The 19,682-nt window shown below is 53.8% G+C and carries 17 protein-coding genes; 3 read left to right on the top strand and 14 right to left on the bottom strand.

Annotated elements, in window-relative coordinates; genetic code table 11:
• Positions 1 to 288 precede the first annotated feature (288 nt).
• The 5 genes from betB to ACR0EZ_RS18305 all read right to left on the bottom strand — a co-directional run bounded on the left by betB (position 289) and on the right by ACR0EZ_RS18305 (position 6,434).
• Positions 289 to 1,752 (bottom strand): betaine-aldehyde dehydrogenase, encoded by a 1,464-nt coding sequence (gene betB / locus ACR0EZ_RS18325; protein WP_480615817.1) that lies wholly within the window; start codon positions 1,750 to 1,752, stop codon positions 289 to 291.
• A gap of 63 nt (positions 1,753 to 1,815) precedes the next feature.
• Positions 1,816 to 3,465 (bottom strand): ABC transporter substrate-binding protein, encoded by a 1,650-nt coding sequence (locus tag ACR0EZ_RS18320; protein WP_480615816.1) that lies wholly within the window; start codon positions 3,463 to 3,465, stop codon positions 1,816 to 1,818.
• Positions 3,466 to 3,479: 14 nt separating this feature from the next.
• Entirely contained in the window at positions 3,480 to 5,102 is a 1,623-nt protein-coding gene (locus tag ACR0EZ_RS18315; protein WP_480615814.1) for a choline dehydrogenase, read from the bottom strand.
• A gap of 250 nt (positions 5,103 to 5,352) precedes the next feature.
• Positions 5,353 to 5,928: a TetR/AcrR family transcriptional regulator gene (locus ACR0EZ_RS18310; protein ID WP_480615812.1), complete on the bottom strand. Its 576-nt coding sequence runs from the start codon at positions 5,926 to 5,928 to the stop codon at positions 5,353 to 5,355.
• Between the two features lie 44 nt (positions 5,929 to 5,972).
• Positions 5,973 to 6,434: an Lrp/AsnC family transcriptional regulator gene (locus tag ACR0EZ_RS18305; RefSeq protein WP_480615810.1), complete on the bottom strand. Its 462-nt coding sequence runs from the start codon at positions 6,432 to 6,434 to the stop codon at positions 5,973 to 5,975.
• 109 nt (positions 6,435 to 6,543) lie between these two features.
• On the opposite strand from ACR0EZ_RS18305, the gene ACR0EZ_RS18300 reads away from it, so the two are divergent.
• Positions 6,544 to 8,358, top strand: a complete 1,815-nt coding sequence (locus ACR0EZ_RS18300; RefSeq protein WP_480615808.1) for a PLP-dependent transferase — start codon at positions 6,544 to 6,546, stop codon at positions 8,356 to 8,358.
• 386 nt (positions 8,359 to 8,744) lie between these two features.
• A complete protein-coding gene (locus tag ACR0EZ_RS18295; RefSeq protein ID WP_480615806.1) occupies positions 8,745 to 9,962 on the top strand; it encodes an MFS transporter in 1,218 nt (405 codons plus the stop codon).
• 179 nt (positions 9,963 to 10,141) lie between these two features.
• Here the strand turns inward: ACR0EZ_RS18295 and ACR0EZ_RS18290 are convergent, their stop codons facing one another.
• The 8 genes from ACR0EZ_RS18290 to aptA all read right to left on the bottom strand — a co-directional run bounded on the left by ACR0EZ_RS18290 (position 10,142) and on the right by aptA (position 18,628).
• Complete coding sequence (locus ACR0EZ_RS18290; protein WP_480615804.1) at positions 10,142 to 10,774, bottom strand: tyrosine-type recombinase/integrase; 633 nt, start codon at positions 10,772 to 10,774, stop codon at positions 10,142 to 10,144.
• A gap of 230 nt (positions 10,775 to 11,004) precedes the next feature.
• On the bottom strand, positions 11,005 to 11,553 hold the full coding sequence (locus tag ACR0EZ_RS18285; protein WP_480615803.1) for a universal stress protein: 549 nt from the start codon (positions 11,551 to 11,553) through the stop codon (positions 11,005 to 11,007).
• A gap of 2 nt (positions 11,554 to 11,555) precedes the next feature.
• The gene (locus tag ACR0EZ_RS18280) at positions 11,556 to 12,848 is read right to left on the bottom strand and encodes a TRAP transporter large permease (protein ID WP_170511078.1); all 1,293 of its coding nucleotides are present in this window, start codon (positions 12,846 to 12,848) and stop codon (positions 11,556 to 11,558) included.
• Entirely contained in the window at positions 12,845 to 13,459 is a 615-nt protein-coding gene (locus ACR0EZ_RS18275) for a TRAP transporter small permease (RefSeq protein WP_480615802.1), read from the bottom strand. The genes ACR0EZ_RS18280 and ACR0EZ_RS18275 overlap by 4 nt, the downstream gene beginning before the upstream one ends.
• A 71-nt stretch (positions 13,460 to 13,530) precedes the next feature.
• On the bottom strand, positions 13,531 to 14,520 hold the full coding sequence (gene dctP / locus ACR0EZ_RS18270) for a TRAP transporter substrate-binding protein DctP (protein ID WP_480615989.1): 990 nt from the start codon (positions 14,518 to 14,520) through the stop codon (positions 13,531 to 13,533).
• 104 nt (positions 14,521 to 14,624) lie between these two features.
• Complete coding sequence (gene ald / locus ACR0EZ_RS18265) at positions 14,625 to 15,734, bottom strand: alanine dehydrogenase (protein WP_480615801.1); 1,110 nt, start codon at positions 15,732 to 15,734, stop codon at positions 14,625 to 14,627.
• Between the two features lie 25 nt (positions 15,735 to 15,759).
• The gene (locus ACR0EZ_RS18260; RefSeq protein WP_480615799.1) at positions 15,760 to 17,271 is read right to left on the bottom strand and encodes a CoA-acylating methylmalonate-semialdehyde dehydrogenase; all 1,512 of its coding nucleotides are present in this window, start codon (positions 17,269 to 17,271) and stop codon (positions 15,760 to 15,762) included.
• Between the two features lie 34 nt (positions 17,272 to 17,305).
• Positions 17,306 to 18,628, bottom strand: coding sequence for an omega-aminotransferase AptA (gene aptA, locus ACR0EZ_RS18255; protein ID WP_480615797.1), 1,323 nt, complete (start codon positions 18,626 to 18,628; stop codon positions 17,306 to 17,308).
• A gap of 155 nt (positions 18,629 to 18,783) precedes the next feature.
• Between aptA and ACR0EZ_RS18250 the strand changes: the two genes are divergently transcribed.
• A complete protein-coding gene (locus ACR0EZ_RS18250; RefSeq protein ID WP_480615795.1) occupies positions 18,784 to 19,338 on the top strand; it encodes a cupin domain-containing protein in 555 nt (184 codons plus the stop codon).
• Between the two features lie 121 nt (positions 19,339 to 19,459).
• Here the strand turns inward: ACR0EZ_RS18250 and ACR0EZ_RS18245 are convergent.
• A partial coding sequence (locus ACR0EZ_RS18245) for a hypothetical protein (RefSeq protein WP_480615793.1) occupies positions 19,460 to 19,682 on the bottom strand: 223 nt, incomplete at its 5' end.

The raw sequence follows: 19,682 nt of genomic DNA, 5'->3' as shown, positions 1-19,682 counted from the left end.
TTTTCAGTGCACGTTTGGCCTTGGTTCCAGCCGCACGATAGCTTGCCGCTAAGCCGTCAGTGAGTGGTTTTGGTAAGTGCCGCGCTCGCAGCGAAAGTCTGGTTCGGTGAAGTTGCATTGCGGTGTGGGCGGACCCGATGAATGGCAGGTTTGGGCCGAAGGTGCTTCTAGAGGCTCAGAACTAGTTTAGCTTCTTTACAGCGAAGGTAGGGTAACCGGTTTACGTTCACACATCTTCGAAGTTTGATGGCCAAACCTCGATCTATGGATCGAAATTGACGATCTAAATCAAGCGAACGGATTGGCCAATTGTTTCAGGCTGGAGTAAATGCCTTTCGTGCGCATATGCTCGGCGAGTGTCTGCAATCCATTTTCGTATCCAAGCCCCGACTGTTTGAAACCTCCATACCCAAAGCCGACAGGCAGATCGAGCACTGTGTTGATCCAGATGGTTCCAGCATCCAACCGACGCGCAACTTTATGCCCGCGCGCCATGTCTTTGCTTACAATAGCGGCGCACAATCCGTAGATCGTATCATTGGCCCGCCCCACGGCTTCGTCGAGAGTGTCATAGGTAAGGACAGCCATGACGGGGCCAAAGATTTCTTCACGGACGGCACGCATTTCATCATGACAACCTGCAAGGACTGTTGGTTCGTAAAAATTACCGAGTGGCAGCTCGGGTACATCGGCGAACCGGCCACCGCAAATGATCTCGGCCCCATCCTTTTTTGCATTGGTGACATATGAATGCACCTTGTCTCGGTGATCTGGAGAAATCAGCGCGCCCATATGCGTTTTTGGGTCGAGGGGGTCGCCGACACGGATCCCAGCAACGACTTTGCGTACACGGTTCAGAAACTGCGCTTCCAGTGAATGCGGCACGAAAACCCGTGTGGTATTGCCGCAGATTTCGCCATTGGAAAGGAAATTTCCTTGTGCAGCTATGAAAGCCGCCTGGTCGATATCTGCATCCTCTAGAACGATCAGTGGAGACTTGCCGCCAAGCTCCAGCGAAGTGACCTTAACTTCAGAACTAGCGGCCTCCAAGATGCGCCGTCCAGTCGGGATACTTCCCGTCATCGCGACGTGATCAATATCCGGATGGCTTACCAAAGCTTGGCCAACTGCACCTGCGCCCAAGACGACGTTGAACGCACCTACCGGCAATCCCGCTTCGGTCAGTATTTCCGCAAGGACCAAACTTGAAAGCGGTGTTAGTTCAGATGGCTTAAGGACAACTGCGTTACCCGCCGCCAATGCGGGAGCAGCCTTCCATGCCGAAATTTGTAACGGATAGTTCCAGGCGCCGATTGCAGCGCAAACCCCAAGAGGTTCGTATCTAAAATGTGCAATTCCGTCGGGAAAATCCTGGGATCGTCCCTCAAGCGTCATGGCAGCGGCAGCGAAGTATTCGAAACCCTGCGCGGCAGTTTCAATATCTATCGGACCGATTTCAGATATCGGCCGACCTGTCTCGGCAACTTCCAGTTCGGCCAGCGCCGCGCGCTTGTTGCGAAGAAGTGCGGCAGCTCGATGAAGGATCGAGGCGCGCTCAGCGACAGACACAGCAGCCCATCCAACCTGCGCCTGACGCGCGGCTTTCACTGCTTGGTCGACACAGGCAGGCGTGGCCTCGCCGACCTCGGCGATCGTCCGACCGGTGCAAGGGTTACTTGACGCGAATGTCTTACCAATTGCCGGTAAAAATCCCCCTTGTACGTATGAGGAAAGCCCCGTTGGTTTCAGCATCTTTAGTCCTTTTGAGGTGTTCTAAGGCCAACTTGGGCATCCATGTAATCACCGCACGATCTGTTAGGTGAAGCCCCACTTATACTGGTGGTGATCCCAGGTGATGTGCCGGCCCACACCCTTGAGTCCTGGCTTGAAGTGATTATAAACCGCCCGCCAGTAGGGCTGTATGATTACGCCATCCTCTTGCATCAAGGCTTGGATATCCTTCATCACCTCACGTCGCTTGTCAGCATCTGCAATCGACATAGCCTTATCCAGTAGGCCGTCGAACTCGGAGCTTGCGTACCCCGTTTCATTCCAGGCGACACCGCCGCGATAACCGGCGGCAAGCACTTGAACGCCAAGCGGTTCATGGTTCCACTGGGTTGCTGAAAATGGGAAGGAATTCCAACCATTCCAATAGGTACTGCCTGGCAGGACTGTTCGCTTGACTTTGATCCCAGCATCTCGCAACTGCGCCGCAACTGCATCACACGTATCCTTCTGCCAGACTTCCTCATGGCTGATCAGTTCATGCTCAAAATCTTCTAGCCCAGCTGCAGCCATTAATTCTCGCGCCTTTGCCTTATCGACAGTGGCAGCTGGCATTTCAGCATATTCCGGGTGCATCGGGCCAACATGGTGGTTTTCCGCGACCGAGCCGCGTCCACTGATCCCTAGTTCCAGTAGAACCGAATTGTCGACCGCCAAGGCGAGAGCGCGACGCACATTCGGATCTGCATAGAGTGCCTTGCCGTCGATCTCGGATTGTTGGTGCGGGCGGATTACAAGGGTATTGGCTGTCACAACTTCAGCCCGTTCAAAACCAATGCCATCCAGCACGTCAATGAAATCGCCGGTCGTTTCGTCCAGCACATCGACCTCATCCGCTTCCATCGCGGCCACCCAAGAAGCTGCATCCTGACCAAAATCAATGTACTCAATCCTGTCCAGGTACGGTCCACCATATACTTCGGTGCCCCACCAGGTGTGATCTAAGTTTCGGCTCAGGACGGCCTTTTGGCCAACCTCCAGCATTTCCATCAGAAAGGGCCCCGTGCCGACGTTGTTGAGGTAGTCGTCAGAGAAGCTTTCATGAACTACCTGTGCCGGAAAGATTGTGGTGCTGGCGATGATGGCTATGTCTGGTTGTGATAGTTTCAGCTTCAAATTCAAATCGTCTATTACTTCAACAGCGTCCGGGCGCATCTTTCCGGTGTCTTCATCAATCATAGCGCCAAATCGCGAGGCCATTGAATTGCCTTCGACCGTGTTGTCGCACCAGCGTTCAAAGTTACGCGCTACATCATTTGCCGTGAACGCATCGCCATTGTTCCAGGTCACGCCCGGGCGAACTTTCAGCATGTACTCAGTGGCGTCGTCGTTCGCTTCCCAACCTTCCAGAAGCATGCCCCGAAAGCTGCCGTCATTCTGATATTCAACAAGGTATTCTAACGTTCCACGGGAAAAGTTGGACATCTGGATCCAGTCGTAAAGCCGCGGATCCTTGAGCGCTTGAACGCTCATCTGGTGCCTCAAGACACCGCCTTGCTTCGGAGGCTCGTCGGCCAAAACCGGTTGCGACACTCCGATCAAGCCATATGCAGCAGTCGCTGATATCCCAAGCGCCGTAACTCGTGTAAGGAATTCCCGCCGATCCAGCTTACCTGATCGGTACTCTTCGGCGTACATATTCGCTGCCGGATGGGGTTTAGATTTTAGTTGGGCCATCGGACTCTCCCTTTTCATAGGGTTGCGGAAGGCTGGGGTTGCGGTGTCAACATCGGGCCTCCCTTGATATGATCTGCGGCCTTTTCACCGATCATGATGCACGGAGCATTCAGGTTACCGCTTGTGATTGACGGAATGATTGAAGCGTCTGCAACACGAAGCCCTTCTAGCCCGTGGACTCTGGTCTCGGGGTCGGTGACCGACATGGTATCCATTCCCATCCGACAGGTTCCGCACGGGTGGTAGGCGCTTTCAACGTTGGCTAGGATCGCTTCATCGATTTCCTGTGAGTTTTTGGCTTCTGCAAAGGGGGCTGCGGCTTTTTTTCGGAAGGGAGCGAGGCTGGGTTGCTCACCGATCTCACGTGCTTGCTCAAGACAAGTGCGCAATTCGGTGAGGTCCCTGGAGTCTGTCAGATAACGAAAATCGAGAGCAAGTTCGGCGCGGGGATCGCTTGAGGTCAGCCGCACCTCACCGCGGCTGCCGGCACGCAATGTACCGACACAGAGGCAGAAACCTCCTTCGCTTGAATAGATGTTCATGCCGTTTAGGAAGAAAGGGAAAAAATGGTATTGGATATCCGGATGAGCAACATTTGAACCAGACTTTGTGAAAGCTCCCACTTCGACTGCATTAGTCGCGCATATGCCATTCCTGAAGGCGATCCACTGCGCGCCCGCGGCGACCTTTCGTATCGGATTGGCGTATCGGTTCAATGACCTTGACGGTGAGCCAGTCCATTGCACATGCAGCTCAAGGTGATCTTGTAGGTTTTGCCCGACGCCAGGCAAATCGGAGATAACATTGATCCCGTGATCCCGCAGGTGATCCGCCGGTCCAATTCCAGACCGCATAAGTATCGCCGGTGACCCAAAGGCTCCCGCAGACAAAATTATTTCACCGTTGCAGGAAACAGTTTCGACTTGTCCTTTGCGCTCAACCTCGACACCAGTAGCGCTGTGATTATCGAACAGAATTCTATGGACCAATGCTCCGGTCATCACCTCGAGATTGGAGTGCGGTTTGCCCCCACGCAAATACGCATGGGCGGTGCTTGCCCTTTTGCCCCGGCTAATAGAAGCGTCGAAACTGCCAAAACCTTCCTGTTTCGGACCGTTGAAATCTTCTGAAAGACCAAATCCCGCTTCCTGACCAGCAGCGAGGAAAGCGCTATTCACCTCCATGCCCATATCCTGCGGTCCAGTTGCTACTGGCCCCGACCCACCGCGCCATTCGGATTCTCCCCGACTGTGGGTTTCAAGCTTCTTGAAATAGGGAAGCACTTCGGCGTGGCTCCAGCCGATAGCACCTTCCGTTGCCCAACGGTCGTAGTCGGCAGGATGACCACGCAAAAACGCCATGCCATTAATCAGTGAGGAGCCACCAACACCGCGCCCTCGCGGGTGATACACACGGCGTCCGCAGAGCTTTGACTGCGGTGTGGAGCTAAGCGCCCAGTTGAAAGGCCCCCCCGCATAGTTGACGTAGTAGGCCAATGGCATTGCCGTTGACCAATGCCGCGCCGGCGGGCCCGCTTCGATCAGCAGGACACGGGCATCGCGATTTTCAGCAAGTCGAGAGGCCACTACACAGCCAGAGGAGCCGGCACCGACGACGATATAATCGTAGGCGGCCACGCTAAACGCTTTTGCTGATCAGATTAATTTTTTGAGTCGACATGCCCATACCCTCCTGAACCCGGTCTTCATTTGGCGTGCGAACTACGCTTGGTCCGCATCGACCAATGGACAGAATCCTCGCTTACTTGGGATTGTCATACGATCGTATGATTCGAGTCAATAAATTTCATACGATCGTATAATTACGAGAATGACCCGGAAAAAAGTAAAGTTTTCATTAATTTATTTGGGGAGATCGTCTGCGGACTCACAGCATCCGACGAATGCTCTCGACCACCAGGTTGCGAGCGCGCTCGGGAGGCATCAGATCGGGTTCCACCTGCGACCGAAGCCAAAGGCCGTCTGCTAGTGCCATTAGCGAGGCGCTGAAAGTCGCAGGGTCCACATCTTGTCCCGTCTCGAGGTTGTGTTTGTGAATTTCATCCCGAAGTGCCTTACGCCAGGTGGCATAGGCCTTATGACAAACCACTCTAAGCTCTTCGTCGTGCAAAGAGGCCACTGAAAAGGCGATCCAGGAGCGAACGCTGCGGTGATCGAAATTGGGTGGGACAAACATCGATACAGTCATATTGACGATCCGTTCCTCGGGCGTACATCCACCCTGTGAGAAAAAGATATCGTTCCATTCTTCAAGCAAGTGTTCGTAAGCAGCGACAAGCAAGGCGCTCTTAGTGGCGAACCAATAGGTTACCATCCCACGTGAAACGCCGGCGATTTCCGTCACGGTCGACACCGACGTATCGCACAACCCCCGTGTCTCGATTGACGTAAGTACGGCCTCAATCAAGTGTTGGCGTTGTTCGGTGTCGGGTTTTGCTTTCATGTCTTTTGACTAGAACAAAAGGGACTGTCAGGTCGATAGGGACTTCACCTTGGAGGCATCGGGAAATTTGGCGACTGTTTAACTTGTCCAAATACGAAATGTGTCTCCAAGCTGCCGATCCCCTCTATCCGGGTCAGCCTATCGCGGACGAACCCTTCGTAATCCTTGAAGGACTGACACATGACTTGAAGTAGGTAATCGTGCCCACCGGACATCAGGTAACAAGCAATGACCTCATCCAAGCGAGCCACGCCTCTCTCGAATGTAGTGATCGTCGCTTCGTTTTGACGCTCCAACCTGATCTGGACAAAGGCCATCACGGCGAGACCGTAGGCCTCGGGATCAATTACGGCGGAATAACCCTGAATAACACCCGACTTTTCCAGTTCTCTAACCCGTCGAAGGCAGGGTGTAGGCGAAAGGTTGACCCGCTCGCTTAATTCCTGATTCGTTACGCGCGCATTTATCTGAAGCTCGCGGAGGATTTTATAATCTGTCGAATCCATGTTTCTTTATAGCAGATTCTGCCAAAAATTTGACGGAATTATAGCAGGTTTAGCTACATTTGCGCGATCTCGTTGCCATACTTCCCAAACAACATCGGGAGGCACCAAAATGACTAAAACTGCGCTGACACAGCTGAGCCCACTGAGAAACACGACCCGTGCAACTGGCGCTGAGGATCTTGCCCGTGAGCAGGCCATGCATTTCGGGATCGATCCGGACACCGATTACGGGCGCGCGTTGATTGAGCTGACTCGCAATCTCTATGCGGCCAACGCTGCTACGGCCGATTTGTGGAAAATCACGATGGATGGGTTGGACGGGGTCGACCGTGGGGACAAACTCGCTTGGTTCAATGCCAAGCGTTTTGTAAGCTTCCAACTGGCAAAGGTTCTCGACAACCTGCAGAACCCGTTGCGCGCCACGTATCAATCAATCACGACGCACCAGCCCGGTTTTGTGGTTAAAGGTGCCTATCCGCTTTTCGACAATGTCGCTGCGATTTTTTCCGCTAGTCCGGTCATTACCCGAACCGCGACCTACCTGTTTGCATGCACTGAGTGGGTCGAAGACGCTTTCAACGGCCGCGAGCCCTTGCATGACATCTATTCACGCTTGCTGAATCCAACATCCATCAGCCTTGCCAACCATATCGTGGACATTGAATGCGGGCCTGAGTCGAACCAATACATGGCTTGGAATTTCAACTCCGGCATGGCCGCTATCGATGGTGTGCTGAGCCATTTGGTCGGCCGGGATGACATCATCGTCGCTTCCCGGAATGTTTATGGCGGCACCTATCAACTGCTGCATGACTGGTACGCCAAGAGCTCCAACCTCGCTGTCGAGATCGAATGGGTCGATGGCTATGACGCAGAGAGTTTTGCCAATGTGATGGAAAACGCAGCAGAGAAATATGCCGAGCGTCTGGCCGAAGGGCGAAAGATCTATGTCTATCTTGAAAGTCCCTGCAACCCTCATGGTTATGTACTGGATGTGTCTGGCATCAGCCGCGCTGCGCATGAGCGGGGCTGGCGAGTGGTCGTCGATACGACAGTCGGCACACCGTTTCTGCACCCGGTTCTGAAACACAACGATGCGATGGCGCGACCTGATTTCGTTGTGCATTCCTACACGAAAGAGCTTGCCGGGTTCGGGACAACAACCGCTGGAGTCGTCATTGGTCGTAACGAGGACATGTTCGTGCCCAAGGGTAGTTCTGCCGATGCAGTCTGGCCAGACGGTAGTGCCCGTAACGTGAATTGGGACGAATGCATGTTCTGGAACGTGTTTTACATAAAAGGCGGTTTTCTAGACTCAGAAAAAGCATTCGAGGTCCTCAACGGAATGAAAACCTATGAGATGCGCACTTTGCAAAAGGCCATCAATACAACCGTCTTAGCACGAGTGCTAGACATGCACCCAGACATCAACGTGTCGTGCCCGGTTTTGGAAAACAATCCCAATAATACGATGTTAAAAGAGCATATGTATCTGGGTCTTCCAGCTGGTCTGTTCACCATAGATATGGAGGGTAAGAGCGGTGGCGGTGTTCCTGCAGAAGCCTTCAAAAGGTTCTTCGATGCACTTGAACCAGCGCTTGGGATGCAGGTGAGCTTAGGCCAGACCTGCACCGTCGGGCTTTGCCCGGCGTTGACGACCCATTCTGAATTGAGCTCCGAGGCGCAATCAGTGGCAGGAATCCACCCGACTACAATGCGGATTGCCGTGGGGCTGGAAGATCCCAGGATTTTTCTGGCGCACGTTCAGAGGACCGCGAAACGCACTATCGACCCTCACATCACCGGGTTCTCATCTGGCTTCCCGGTAGGAGAGGAAATCGACAAAATACTCAAGGAAGTGACACATGACATCCATGATCGACACCTTAAATCTCTGCCTAGCAGTGACCGCTTATCAAGCTAGGTGAAACCGCGAAGCATAGTCTCGGTGAGTTCAAACAGAGACCCAATTCTTTTCGGGATCACCTTGGCATCCGAAAACGGCAACTATGTCCCGCGCTCTGTGAATTCGTCCAACAATAGATTTTGCAGGCGCGGCGAATGACCGGAATGAATGCTGCAAACGCAGAAAATCGGTGCCGTGTCGAGTGACCGGTATGGGCCGTCTCCATCTGAAACAGATGGACCTATCGATCGAATGATGCGTTTGCCTCTCTGGCGGCTGTGAGCCCTAGGTTCTGGATGCTGCACGGAACACGAACGGCAGCTATCAGGTCTAATTTGCACAACAAACTTGCGCTCGTATCTTCCCTGGGCAAGAGTTCTTCTTGCATGTCTGGAGTACCAACAGTGGCCGCATATCTGCTCGCCAGAAACCGTAACTTTCGCCTGCTTTTTAGCGCAGGAACACTGACCAACTTGGGCGACGGGCTGGTTATTCTTGCGCTGCCTTGGCTCGCGACATTGATGACGCAAAACCCGATAGCCATTGCTGCTGTCGCGGCTGCAGGGCGGCTACCGTGGTTGCTGTTTTCAATTCCGGCCGGGGTCATTGTTGATAATGCGGATCATCGCAAGCTCATAGCGCGTACCGACTTGTTGCGGGCGGCCGTCATTCTGGCAATTATGATGTTGGCAATGAACCAACAAGCGCAAGGGACTGTCTGGGTGCTTGCAGGTCTTGCCTTCTTGCTGGGATCGGCAGAGGTCTTACGGGACAATGCCGCCCAAACCTTGCTCCCATCCATCGTGGACTCACAAGACCTCGAAAGTGCGAACGGTCAACTTTGGAGCAGTGAGCAACTCACCGGTCAGTTTATTGGCCCTCCGTTGGCGGGATTCTTGATTGCCGCTGGAATTGCTATTCCTTTTGGCATTGACGCTGCACTGCTTGTATTGGCGGCAGGCCTCGTCTGGATGATTTCGCTCCGACCCAAACCAAGGGTCAGCGCTAGCTTTCGTACAGCGCTGATCGAAGGGATCACGTACATGCGACGTGATCCGCTTTTGCTTCGACTGGCGATTGTCTTGGGAATTGCGAATTTCATTGCGACCGCAACAATCACGGTTCAGGTTCTCTTTGCGCAGGAAGTCTTGGCGCTTTCGTCGTTCCAATACGGCTGGGTGTTGTCTGTAGAAGCCGCTGGCGCGATAACTGGTAGTTTACTTGCAGCCAGATTTATCTCATTGCTTGGAACTCAGGCCTGCTTGTATCTATCCATTGCAGCCTGGAGTCTTGGCTATGCGGTGGTTGGAATAAGCCAATCAGTTGTCACAATGAGCATTGCGTTGTTCTTTGTTTTGGCAGGGGCGATGCTCTGGAATGTGATTACAGTGTCTTGGAGACAACGGCGCATCCCATCTGAGTTACTTGGCCGGGTCAACAGCATTTACCGTTTTTTCGGTTGGGGTTCCATGCCTTTAGGGGCTTTGGCTGGCGGGGTCGCTGTATCTGTTCTGGAAATTGAGCTTGGCCGTGAACTCGCCTTGCGTTCAACATTCCTACTGGCGGGCCTCACTTGTGCTTTCTTGCTGGCGTACGCATTGCTAAAACTGCGCTTGGATTAAAGGCATAGCAGACCTAATAAGCGTAACAGGCTATGGCCGTTTCGTCCGCGATGTGTCAGTTGGTGAATCTAAAGGCTTTGCGCTTGCATCGAACGGCGGCTCTGACGCGCCGCAATGCGGCGTCGCAAGTTACGGTTGGAGGTCGGCTTTGGGCCGCCAACGAAAGCGGCCCGTGGTATTCAGATTTCAATTGCCTCTGCAATAGCAAGTGCATCCTCAAGCTCAACGCCGAGATACCGAACGGTACTGTCCATCTTCGTGTGCCCGAGTAAGAGCTGCACCGCGCGCAGATTGCCCGTCTTTTTGTAAATTTGAGTGACCTTTGTGCGCCGCATCGAATGTGTGCCATATGCGCTGGCTTCCAAACCTATAGACGTGACCCAATCACGCACGATCCGCGCATACTGGCGCGTTGAAATGTATAAACGCTCATGAAAACGCCCTGGCCAAAGGTACTCAGACCCGACCATGAGTTCGTCTTGCATCCACCTCTTGACTGAGCTCCGAGTTCCTTCAGAAATCTCGAAGCGGACTGGTTTCTGAGTTTTGCTTTGCAGCACCGAAGCCCGCTCCTTGATCTTACCAGAAGCCATGATGTCAACGACTTTCATCTTCACCAAGTCACAGCCGCGCAACTTGCTGTCGATGGCCATATTGAATAGAGCAAGGTCGCGATGGTTTTCTGCGAGCTCTAATCTTACTCGAATTGCCCAGACGTGTTTGGGTTTCAACGGCCGTTTCTGACCGACGATGCGTCCGTTTTTCCAAGCTGGGCGAAGCGCGCGAATGGCAGGTAAGTTTGGTGTTTCCATAACTGATCCTCCGATCCGCCATGCCCGCCCACAACGACAACCCGACGTTGACGAAAGAGGATATCACACGATGCCGCGTTGCCGCCGAGGTCGGCTGTGAGCCCTACCTTTCAAATGCCGCAAAGTAAATTCTGGTAGGAACGCCAATAGCAGACCTTGGTCGCAGTGAGACGTGCTTATTACCGCAGATTTCAAAGGACAGAGTTACTGACACGCTGCGGGCGCCAGCATCACAGACGGAGTACATGCACCGAACATTGAGCATGTCGAACGACGAGAGCGGCTGTTGAACCCAAAAAGAACTCTTTCATCCCTGGTTTGTGCGAAGCAAGGACAATACAATCTATGCCATGTTTGTTTGCATACTCGGTGATTGCTCTGCCAGCTGATTGACTCTCGATCAAGACAGAAGAAACCTCAGTTTCGTTTTTTAAGCGCTCGGCCAAACGCGCCTTTGCTTTTTGGAGAGATTTTTCTGCGATCCCTTCATCCATATAGTACATTATCTGTCTATTTGGAGGCTCATGGATGTGCGCGGCAGTGATTTTTCCGCCTTCGGATGCAAGGGCATGCGCCGCAGAGATTGCATGTTCACTGATGCCATGTTCCAGAGACAGCGCGACTAAGATATTTTTATACATTAAAACCTCCGTAATTGGGTTTTCAGTTTTTGGCTGCTTACGAGCCTCTCCCAATTCATCTGTAAGAGAGTGCTCGGGCACCCCAGTCGTTAGAATTGGGGTGCGTGCTTTTTGTCTTGCGCTATAGCGCTTTCCCATCGCTACCTGCTGAGCAGGAGGTCCGGCAGGAAAAGGGCCAACTCTGGTACAAATGTTGTCAGCATCAGAGTGGGGAGCCAGGCAAAGACGATGAAGATCAAAGTCGGCCACAACATGCGCGAAACCGGTTCATCACAAACCTGAGCGCCGAGATAAAGTAGTGGCGCAGTTGGAGGGGTGATGTTCGCCATACCAAGGTTCACGCCAATGACGGCCGCAAAATGGATCGGATCCATGCCAGTGCTCTGAGCAATGGGCAGCAGGATTGGTGTTGCCAAAAGCAAACCGGAGATATCATCCATTAGCATTCCGATCAGGATCATCACGACATTAATCATTAGAAGGATGACGACCGGATTGTCCGAAACGGAGTAGACCAGATCTTTGGCCAACTGAGGGGCGCCTTGCGAGATCAAATTGTCCGACACGATCAGAACCATGAAGATCATGACCATGACCACGCCAATCGTAACACCGGAATTCTGGATGGTCTGAGCCAGTGTTTTCCAGGTAAGGCCGCGATAGAAGTAGATCGCGATCGGGATCGAGTAGACCACTGCAATACCCGCAGCCTCGGTCGGCGTCATGATGCCACCATAGATTCCGCCCAAAATGATCAGCGGCATCATAAGCGCAGGTCCGGCCAGGCGCGCCTGAACTCCGAATGTCGGCAGGAACGGTTTGGGACGTTCCGTCAGGTTGATGTCGTCATACTTCCGCAGCATGAACTGATTAACGACTATCAAAAGCGTGATTAGGATGATCGCTGGAATGACCGTGGACAAGAAGCACTTCAGTACGTGCTGCTGTGCAACCCAGCCATAAAGGATGTGCGACGAACTCGGTGGAATCAACAGGCCCAAGGGGCTGGCCGCCACGATCAGAGCTGCCGATTGCCCACCCGGATAGTTGGCCTTTTTCAGGTGGGGCATCATGATGCCACCGATACAAGTCAGTGTTGCATTTGCACTACCTGAAATGGAGCCGAACACACCGCAGGCCAGCACCCCAGCAGCGCTCAATCCTCCTTTAATATGGCCAATGAACATTTCAGCCAGAGAGACTAGAGGGGCCGCGATTTTACCTTTCTCCATGATGCCTCCGGCGATCATGAAGAGTGGGATCGCCAGAAGTACAAGTGAGCGGATACCTGTAGAACCGGTGGGCAAGTAGCCGGTGATGGATTGATCTCCGACAAGGGCGATGAAAATCAAAACCGATCCGAATGCCACATAAACGCTGACGCCCAACAGCAGCATAAAGCAGACGATTAGGAGACTTCCTCCGATGATCATTGGGTTTCTCCTTTTTGCATTTCTGATCTCAAGGGAAGCCCGAGCCCCTTGCGGATATGCACGTACAGATATGCCGCCGTGAACGTCGCCATGAGGCCAAAGGCAATCATGATCGCAATCCGCCAGGTCACAAACGGAATGCGCAGCACTGGGGTTGCGCGCAGCCGGGGGAATGAGAAGTCATCAAGCAGCGAGACATAACAGGCGTACATGAGGAATAGGATCACCAGCACCTCGACTGTTAGGACGACAAAGCCGCGCCACCAAATCAACCGAGGATTTTGGATCACGATGCCAAGAATGTCCGCGTTGATGTGCAGGTTGCGGGCAGAGGCCAGAACAGCACCTGCAAAAAAGCCGATGATGCTAATGCCCAAAAGCCATTCTTCGTAGGCAAACAGATCACCGCCAAATCCATACCGGATGACAACAACTGCCCCAAATGTGAAAGCCATCAGGAAACCGGCAAACATAACGACCTGCCTCATGGCAAAAGCCACTGCTTTCAGCGGATACCCAATAATGACTGGCAACTCGTCAGTGATTTTTTGCGAGCTCTTCTTTTCTGCACTTTCGACGACCAACGGACGCCCAGCTTCAGTGCTAGACATCTTTCTCCCTCCCTTTGTTGAGCTAAATACGAAAAAAGGGCCAACTGATTAGCTGGCCCTTTTCTCAGTGTTTATTGCTGTTCTTTTGCTGCCAGCAGGCGGTCGATGATGTCCTGACCGACGTTTTGTGCCATCGCTGGCCAGACCGTTTCCTGGACATGAGCTGCCATCGCAGCTTGTTCTTCGTCACTCAGGCGCAGGATGGTGTAGCCTTTGTCGAGCAATTTCTGGCCGAACACTTCATCATTCTCACGATTGTAGGCAAAGAAGTCTTCGGACGCCTTCGTCATCGCGGCTTGCAGCGCGGCGCGCTGTTCGTCGTTCAGCTTGTCGAGTGTCCGCTGCGACGCGTAGAAAGTTGTCAGCTCTGAGATCGAATTGTATTCGACAAAATGGGTTCCAACGTCCGACTTGGCGAAGATCGAGTAGGTCGCGGTTTTGGTGCAGCAGATTGCTCCATCGACAATCCCAGCCTGAAGTGCGGGGAAAATGTCGCCCCATGCCATGGTGGTCGCTTGATAACCTAGTTCTTCGACCATTGATTTCACGACGCTGGACGACCAGACGCGAATGTTCATGCCCTTGTCGTCAAAAGTATTCCAGTTCTTGGGCTCTTGCGACGAAACGATGCCGATGAATCCTTCCGGATTCTGCGCCATGACGCGCACGCCATATTCGTCGGTGATCTCTTGCAGGATGGTGTTGAACTCGGAATCCATGTTCAGAAGCGTGCTCTCCATGTCATCCCAGCCGCCCAGCAGGAACGGCATTGACAGGAATTCCAGGCGTGGATCAGTATCGGCATAGATGAACGCCGATGCCAGGTCGATATTGCCGCGTGCAACATCTTCGAACAGCGCCTCACCCGAACCCAGTTGGTTTGCCGGGAATACTTCGATCTTCAGGCCGACGTCTGCTGCCGCGACATCCGCTGCGACCTGCTCCATCATTTTCGTGCCCTGATGGTCAATCGGGAACACGCCGGCAAAGCGCAGTGTCATGTCTTCCGCTGCGGCTGCTGTCGAGAGAGTGGTTGCAGCAAGCAAAACAGCGCCACCCATCGCGCCGAGTGCGCGGCGGTTAATCTTCGTAATCATTAAGGTTTCCTCCTCAGTGGTGGGTGTCCCGCCGCATTACGCGCGGCGGGACATTTCTTTGCTTCAAATCAGCAAAGTTCCGGGGCGACGAACTCGTATCCAAGGTCATCGGCCACAGCCTTGTACGTCACCTTTCCGTGGGCCACGTTCAGGCCGTTCATCAGATGACGATTATCTGCCAGCGCCTGCTTCCAGCCATGGTTTGCAATAGCCAGAGTGTGCGGCAGCGTGACGTTGTTCAGTGCATAGGTCGACGTTCGGGCGACTGCGCCCGGCATGTTGGCGACGCAGTAATGAACAACATCGTCGACAACATATGTGGGCTCAGCGTGAGTGGTGGCTTTGGACGTTTCAAAGCAGCCGCCCTGGTCAATCGCAACGTCCACGACGACCGCACCGGGTTTCATTTTTGAGATCAGCTCGCGTGTGACCAGCTTGGGCGCAGCAGCACCCGGGATCAGAACCGCACCAACAACCAGATCAGCATTGGTGATTTCTTCCTCCAATGCGGCTTTGGTCGAATAGACAACCTTGGCGGACGCCTCGAAATGGTTCTCCAGCTTCTCAAGCACTGCCGGATTGCGGTCCAGAATGGTCACGTCCGCGTGCAAGCCGACGGCCATCTGAGCTGCGTTGAAACCAACGACGCCTCCACCAATGACTACTACTTTGCCTGGTTTCACACCGGGCACGCCGCCCAGCAATACGCCCAGACCACCCTTGGCCTTTTCCAACGCGCTGGCCCCGGCTTGGATCGACATGCGACCAGCAACCTGACTCATCGGTTTCAGTAGGGGCAGACCGCCATTGTCGTCGGTGACGGTTTCATAAGCGATGCAGACAGCGCCCGAGTCGACCAGATCTTTGGTCTGTTCCGGGTCGGGGGCCAGATGCAGATAGGTGTAAAGGATCTGACCTTCCCGCAGCATGGCGCGTTCAACGGCCTGAGGTTCCTTCACCTTCACAATCATCTCTGCATTGGCAAAGACATCGGCTGCGGTTTCGGCAATCTCTGCGCCAGCGGCCCGAAAGGCATCATCATCTGTGCCAATGCCGATGCCGGCATTGGTTTCCACGATGACGTTATGACCATGAGAAACCAGTTCCGCGACGCTCTCGGGGGTCAGGCCGACCCGATATTCATGGTTCTTGATTTCCTTGGGAACACCAATGAACATGTTCTTCACTCCTTGGATCGGATGATCATTGCGCCGTTGGCATGACGAATTCGACACCTTCCGAGATGCTTTCGGGCCAACGCTGCATGATAGATTTCTGTTTGGTGTAGAAACGAACACCCTCTTCGCCATAGGCGTGCATGTCGCCGAAAAGGCTCTTTTTCCAGCCGCCAAAGCCATGCCACGCCATGGGAACCGGGATCGGAACGTTGACGCCGACCATGCCGACCTGAACCTGTTTGCCAAACTCACGCGCTACGTTGCCGTCACGGGTGAACAGTGACACACCGTTACCAAACTCGTGGTCGTTGATCAGTTGCAGACCTTCCACAAAGTTGGAGACGCGGACGCAGGACAGGACGGGGCCGAAGATCTCTTCCTTGTAGATCTTCATGTCGGGTGTGACGTTGTCGAACAGGGTGCCGCCCAGGAAGAACCCTTCTTCATGCCCTTCGACGGTATAGTCGCGACCATCGACCAGCAGGTCAGCACCTTCTTCGACGCCAGAGTCGATGTAGCCTTTGATCCGGTCGCGCGCAGCAGCCGTCACGATAGGGCCCATTTCGGCGTCCAGCTCAAGGCCATTCTTGACCTTCAGAGTTTCGGCGCGCTCTTTCAGGACCGGCATTAACTTATCGGCAGCATCACCAACCAGCAGAGCAACCGAGATCGCCATGCAGCGTTCGCCTGCCGAGCCAAAGGCTGCGCCAATCAATGCGTCCGCAGTCTTGTTCATGTCGGCATCGGGCATCACCAGCATGTGGTTCTTCGCGCCACCCAGAGCCTGAACGCGTTTGCCATGCCGCGCACCAACCTCGTAGATGTAGTTCGCAATCGGGGTCGAGCCGACGAAGGACACGGCTTTGACGTCGTCATTTTCCAGCAGTGCATCCACGGCGACCTTGTCACCTTGTACGACGTTGAACACGCCATCGGGGAAACCGGCCTCCTGCATCAGATCGGCGTATAGCAGCGCAGCGGACGGATCGGTCGGTGACGGTTTCAGGATAAAGGTATTGCCTGCGGCGATGGCGATCGGGAACATCCACATCGGCACCATGACCGGGAAGTTGAAGGGAGTGATCCCAGCCACAACGCCCAACGCCTGACGCGTTGTCCAGTTGTCCATGCCAGTGGAGACCTGCTCCGTGTAATCGCCCTTGAGGAGTTGCGGAATGCCGCAGGCAAACTCGATGATATCAATACCACGCTCAACTTCGCCTTGGGCGTCGGTGAACACCTTGCCATGCTCAACCGTGATGGCGCGCGCCAGATCGTCCTTATGCTCGCGTACCAGGGCCAGAAAGTTGTTCATAAGGCGGGCGCGGCGGATTGGCGGTGTGTTTGACCACTGCGGGAACGCGGCTTTGGCAGCGGCCACTGCGTCGTCGACGGTCTGGATGTTCGCCAGTGACACCTCGCCGGTTTGCGCACCGTTTGCGGGATTGAAAACCGGCTGCGTATTTTCGCCGGAAGGAACAGTGATTTGGCCATTAATGTAGTGGCCGATCAAAGCGATCGGGGATGCATCTTTCATGATGTCAGTCCTATTTGGGGTTAGAAGTTAGGGGTTATGGCAGATACGCCAATACCTCTCCAAGTGTTTGAAAAAGAGTCGTTATTTCGGGTTCCGAGATGATCAGTGGTGGCGACAAGGCGATGATGTCAACTGTGACACGGATCATTATTCCGGCGTCCCAGGCAAGTTTCATCGCGTCATAGCCCCGTGCCCCCGGCGCGCCCTCTCGTGGTGCAAGCTCGATCGCGCCCACCAATCCCAGATTGCGGACATCGATGACGTTCGGCAGACCTTTGAGGTTGTGAAGCTGATCCTCCCAGTGCTGCGATAGCAATGCAGCGCGGCGGAACAAATCATTCTGCTTGTAACTCTCCAGCGTTGCCAGTGCGGCGGCGCATGACACAGGGTTGGCGGAATAGGTGTAGCCGTGGAATATCTCAATCGGCGCATCGGCATTTTCCATAGCCGACTCGTAAATCTTGTCGGATACGATGACCGCACCCATCGGGATGACGCCATTGGTCAGGCCTTTGGCCGTCGTGATTATGTCCGGCTTCACATCGAAATACTCCGATGCTGTCGCCACACCCAAACGACCAAAGGCGGTGATGACCTCGTCGAAAATCAGCAGAATGCCATGGCGGTCGCAGATTTCCCGTAGTCGCTTCAAGTATCCTTTCGGCGGCAGAAGCACACCGGTGGACCCGGCCATCGGCTCAACGATCACTGCCGCAATTGTCGATGCATCGTGAAGCGCGACTAATCGTTCCAGATCATCCGCCAGTTCCGCGCCGTGTTCCGGGCAACCGCGGGAAAAGGCATTTTTCTCTAGATCATGCGTGTGGCGCAAATGATCCACTCCTGTAAGGAGCGTCCCGAAATGCATCCGGTTCTTTACGATGCCGCCCACCGAGATGCCACCGAAGCCAGTGCCGTGGTAACCACGCTCACGCCCGATCAATCGCGTGCGCGCGCCATCACCGCGCATTCGGTGGTAGTGTAGCGCGATCTTGAGCGCTGTATCGACAGACTCGGAGCCAGAATTGGTGAAGAAAGCGTGGCTCATCCCCTCAGGCATCATCGCTGTCAGCTTTGCCGACAACTCAAACGCCTTAGGGTGGGAGAACTGGAAGTTCGGTGCATAATCCAACTCGTGCACCTGTTTCTGAACCGCTTCAACGATCAGCGGATCGCGGTGTCCTGCGTTAACGCACCACAGTCCGGCGGTTCCATCCATGACCTTCCGACCATCAGAACTGGTGTAATACATCCCCTCGGCCGCTTGGATCATCCGGGGCTCGCGAAGAAAATCACGATTGGCCGAAAACGGCATCCAAAACGATGACATTGTATTGGGTTGATCGAGCACGTTCATTCCTCGTGATGCAGATTTTCATTTGATGACAGATCCTTGCAGAGTTCAGACCTTCCGCACACCCGGCTTTTTTTTAATCTGTAAGTTATTGAAAAAAATCGTCGCGCCCCTAGAATGCTTTCGATCCAAAGCAAGAAAGCACTAGAGTAACGGTTTTGTCATCAGATCTCGAAACTGCCCGTCGTCTAAAGTTGATTCGGACGACCAAGGGCCTCAGTCAACGTGAAATGGCCAAACGCGCGGGAGTCGGTAGCGGGACGATTTCTCAAATCGAAAGCGGTTCGACCCAACCATCTGTGGCGTTGCTAAAGAAGATCCTTGCCTCGATAGACGTCAATTTGGGCTTTTTCTTCAGTTTTGAATTGCAAAACGAGGAGTCGTTTTTTTACCCGCACGAAAGAATGCGCGACTTGGGATCACCTGGTGTCTCCTATTTGCTTGTCGCAGGAGAGCGCCGAGACAGAAAACTACAGATGCTCATAGAAGAGTACGATGTCGGTGCCGACTCGGGTCGATCTGTACTGTCGCACGAAGGAGAGGAATGTGCGGTTGTGATAGAGGGCCGTCTTGAAGTCACAGTAGATGGGCAGTCCAGGGTTCTGGGCCCCGGGGACGCGTACTACTTCTCAAGCATATTGCCACACAGGTTTCGAAACGCTGGAGACGCACCCTGCAAAGTCATTAGCGCATGCACTCCTTCGTCGTTCTGACTGAATCCCAGAAGCTCTTTTGTGAGCGCTTCAATATATCTTAGGATGGTCAAATTCGACATCCAACTCAGAATGTAGAAATGAAATCGAAATTCACGATCATGGCCGTTTGTCGCCTTTCTCACGCGATCCCCGTCGGCGGGCTTTTTAGATTTCGCGCGTGCAGCGAATGGCCGGAATGCGGGCTGCGGCTGCGAAATCCAACGAAGTGCTCAAAGTCGGCTCTTGGCCGTTGGCGGGCATTGGCCATTGGTTTACGATGCAGCATTCGGTGCTTGGTACCCAAGACATCGCCCAATCTTTCCCGCAGAGAATAGCGGGGAATCGGCTGCGACTGCCCCCGG

It is taken from the genome of Ruegeria sp. AK4, from assembly GCF_056541025.1.
This window is presented reverse-complemented; position numbering and strand designations above follow the sequence as displayed.

Excerpts from the sequence above, each read along its gene's own strand:
- betB (WP_480615817.1), bottom strand. The coding sequence starts at position 1,752 with ATGCTGAAACCAACGGGGCTTTCCTCATACGTACAAGGGGGATTTTTA.
- ACR0EZ_RS18320 (WP_480615816.1), bottom strand. The coding sequence starts at position 3,465 with ATGGCCCAACTAAAATCTAAACCCCATCCGGCAGCGAATATGTACGCC.
- ACR0EZ_RS18310 (WP_480615812.1), bottom strand. The coding sequence starts at position 5,928 with ATGAAAGCAAAACCCGACACCGAACAACGCCAACACTTGATTGAGGCC.
- ACR0EZ_RS18305 (WP_480615810.1), bottom strand. The coding sequence starts at position 6,434 with ATGGATTCGACAGATTATAAAATCCTCCGCGAGCTTCAGATAAATGCG.
- ACR0EZ_RS18300 (WP_480615808.1), top strand. The coding sequence starts at position 6,544 with ATGACTAAAACTGCGCTGACACAGCTGAGCCCACTGAGAAACACGACC.
- ACR0EZ_RS18290 (WP_480615804.1), bottom strand. The coding sequence starts at position 10,774 with ATGGAAACACCAAACTTACCTGCCATTCGCGCGCTTCGCCCAGCTTGG.
- ACR0EZ_RS18285 (WP_480615803.1), bottom strand. The coding sequence starts at position 11,553 with ATGGGAAAGCGCTATAGCGCAAGACAAAAAGCACGCACCCCAATTCTA.
- ACR0EZ_RS18280 (WP_170511078.1), bottom strand. The coding sequence starts at position 12,848 with ATGATCATCGGAGGAAGTCTCCTAATCGTCTGCTTTATGCTGCTGTTG.
- ACR0EZ_RS18275 (WP_480615802.1), bottom strand. The coding sequence starts at position 13,459 with ATGTCTAGCACTGAAGCTGGGCGTCCGTTGGTCGTCGAAAGTGCAGAA.
- dctP (WP_480615989.1), bottom strand. The coding sequence starts at position 14,520 with ATGGGTGGCGCTGTTTTGCTTGCTGCAACCACTCTCTCGACAGCAGCC.
- ald (WP_480615801.1), bottom strand. The coding sequence starts at position 15,734 with ATGTTCATTGGTGTTCCCAAGGAAATCAAGAACCATGAATATCGGGTC.
- ACR0EZ_RS18260 (WP_480615799.1), bottom strand. The coding sequence starts at position 17,271 with ATGAAAGATGCATCCCCGATCGCTTTGATCGGCCACTACATTAATGGC.
- aptA (WP_480615797.1), bottom strand. The coding sequence starts at position 18,628 with ATGAACGTGCTCGATCAACCCAATACAATGTCATCGTTTTGGATGCCG.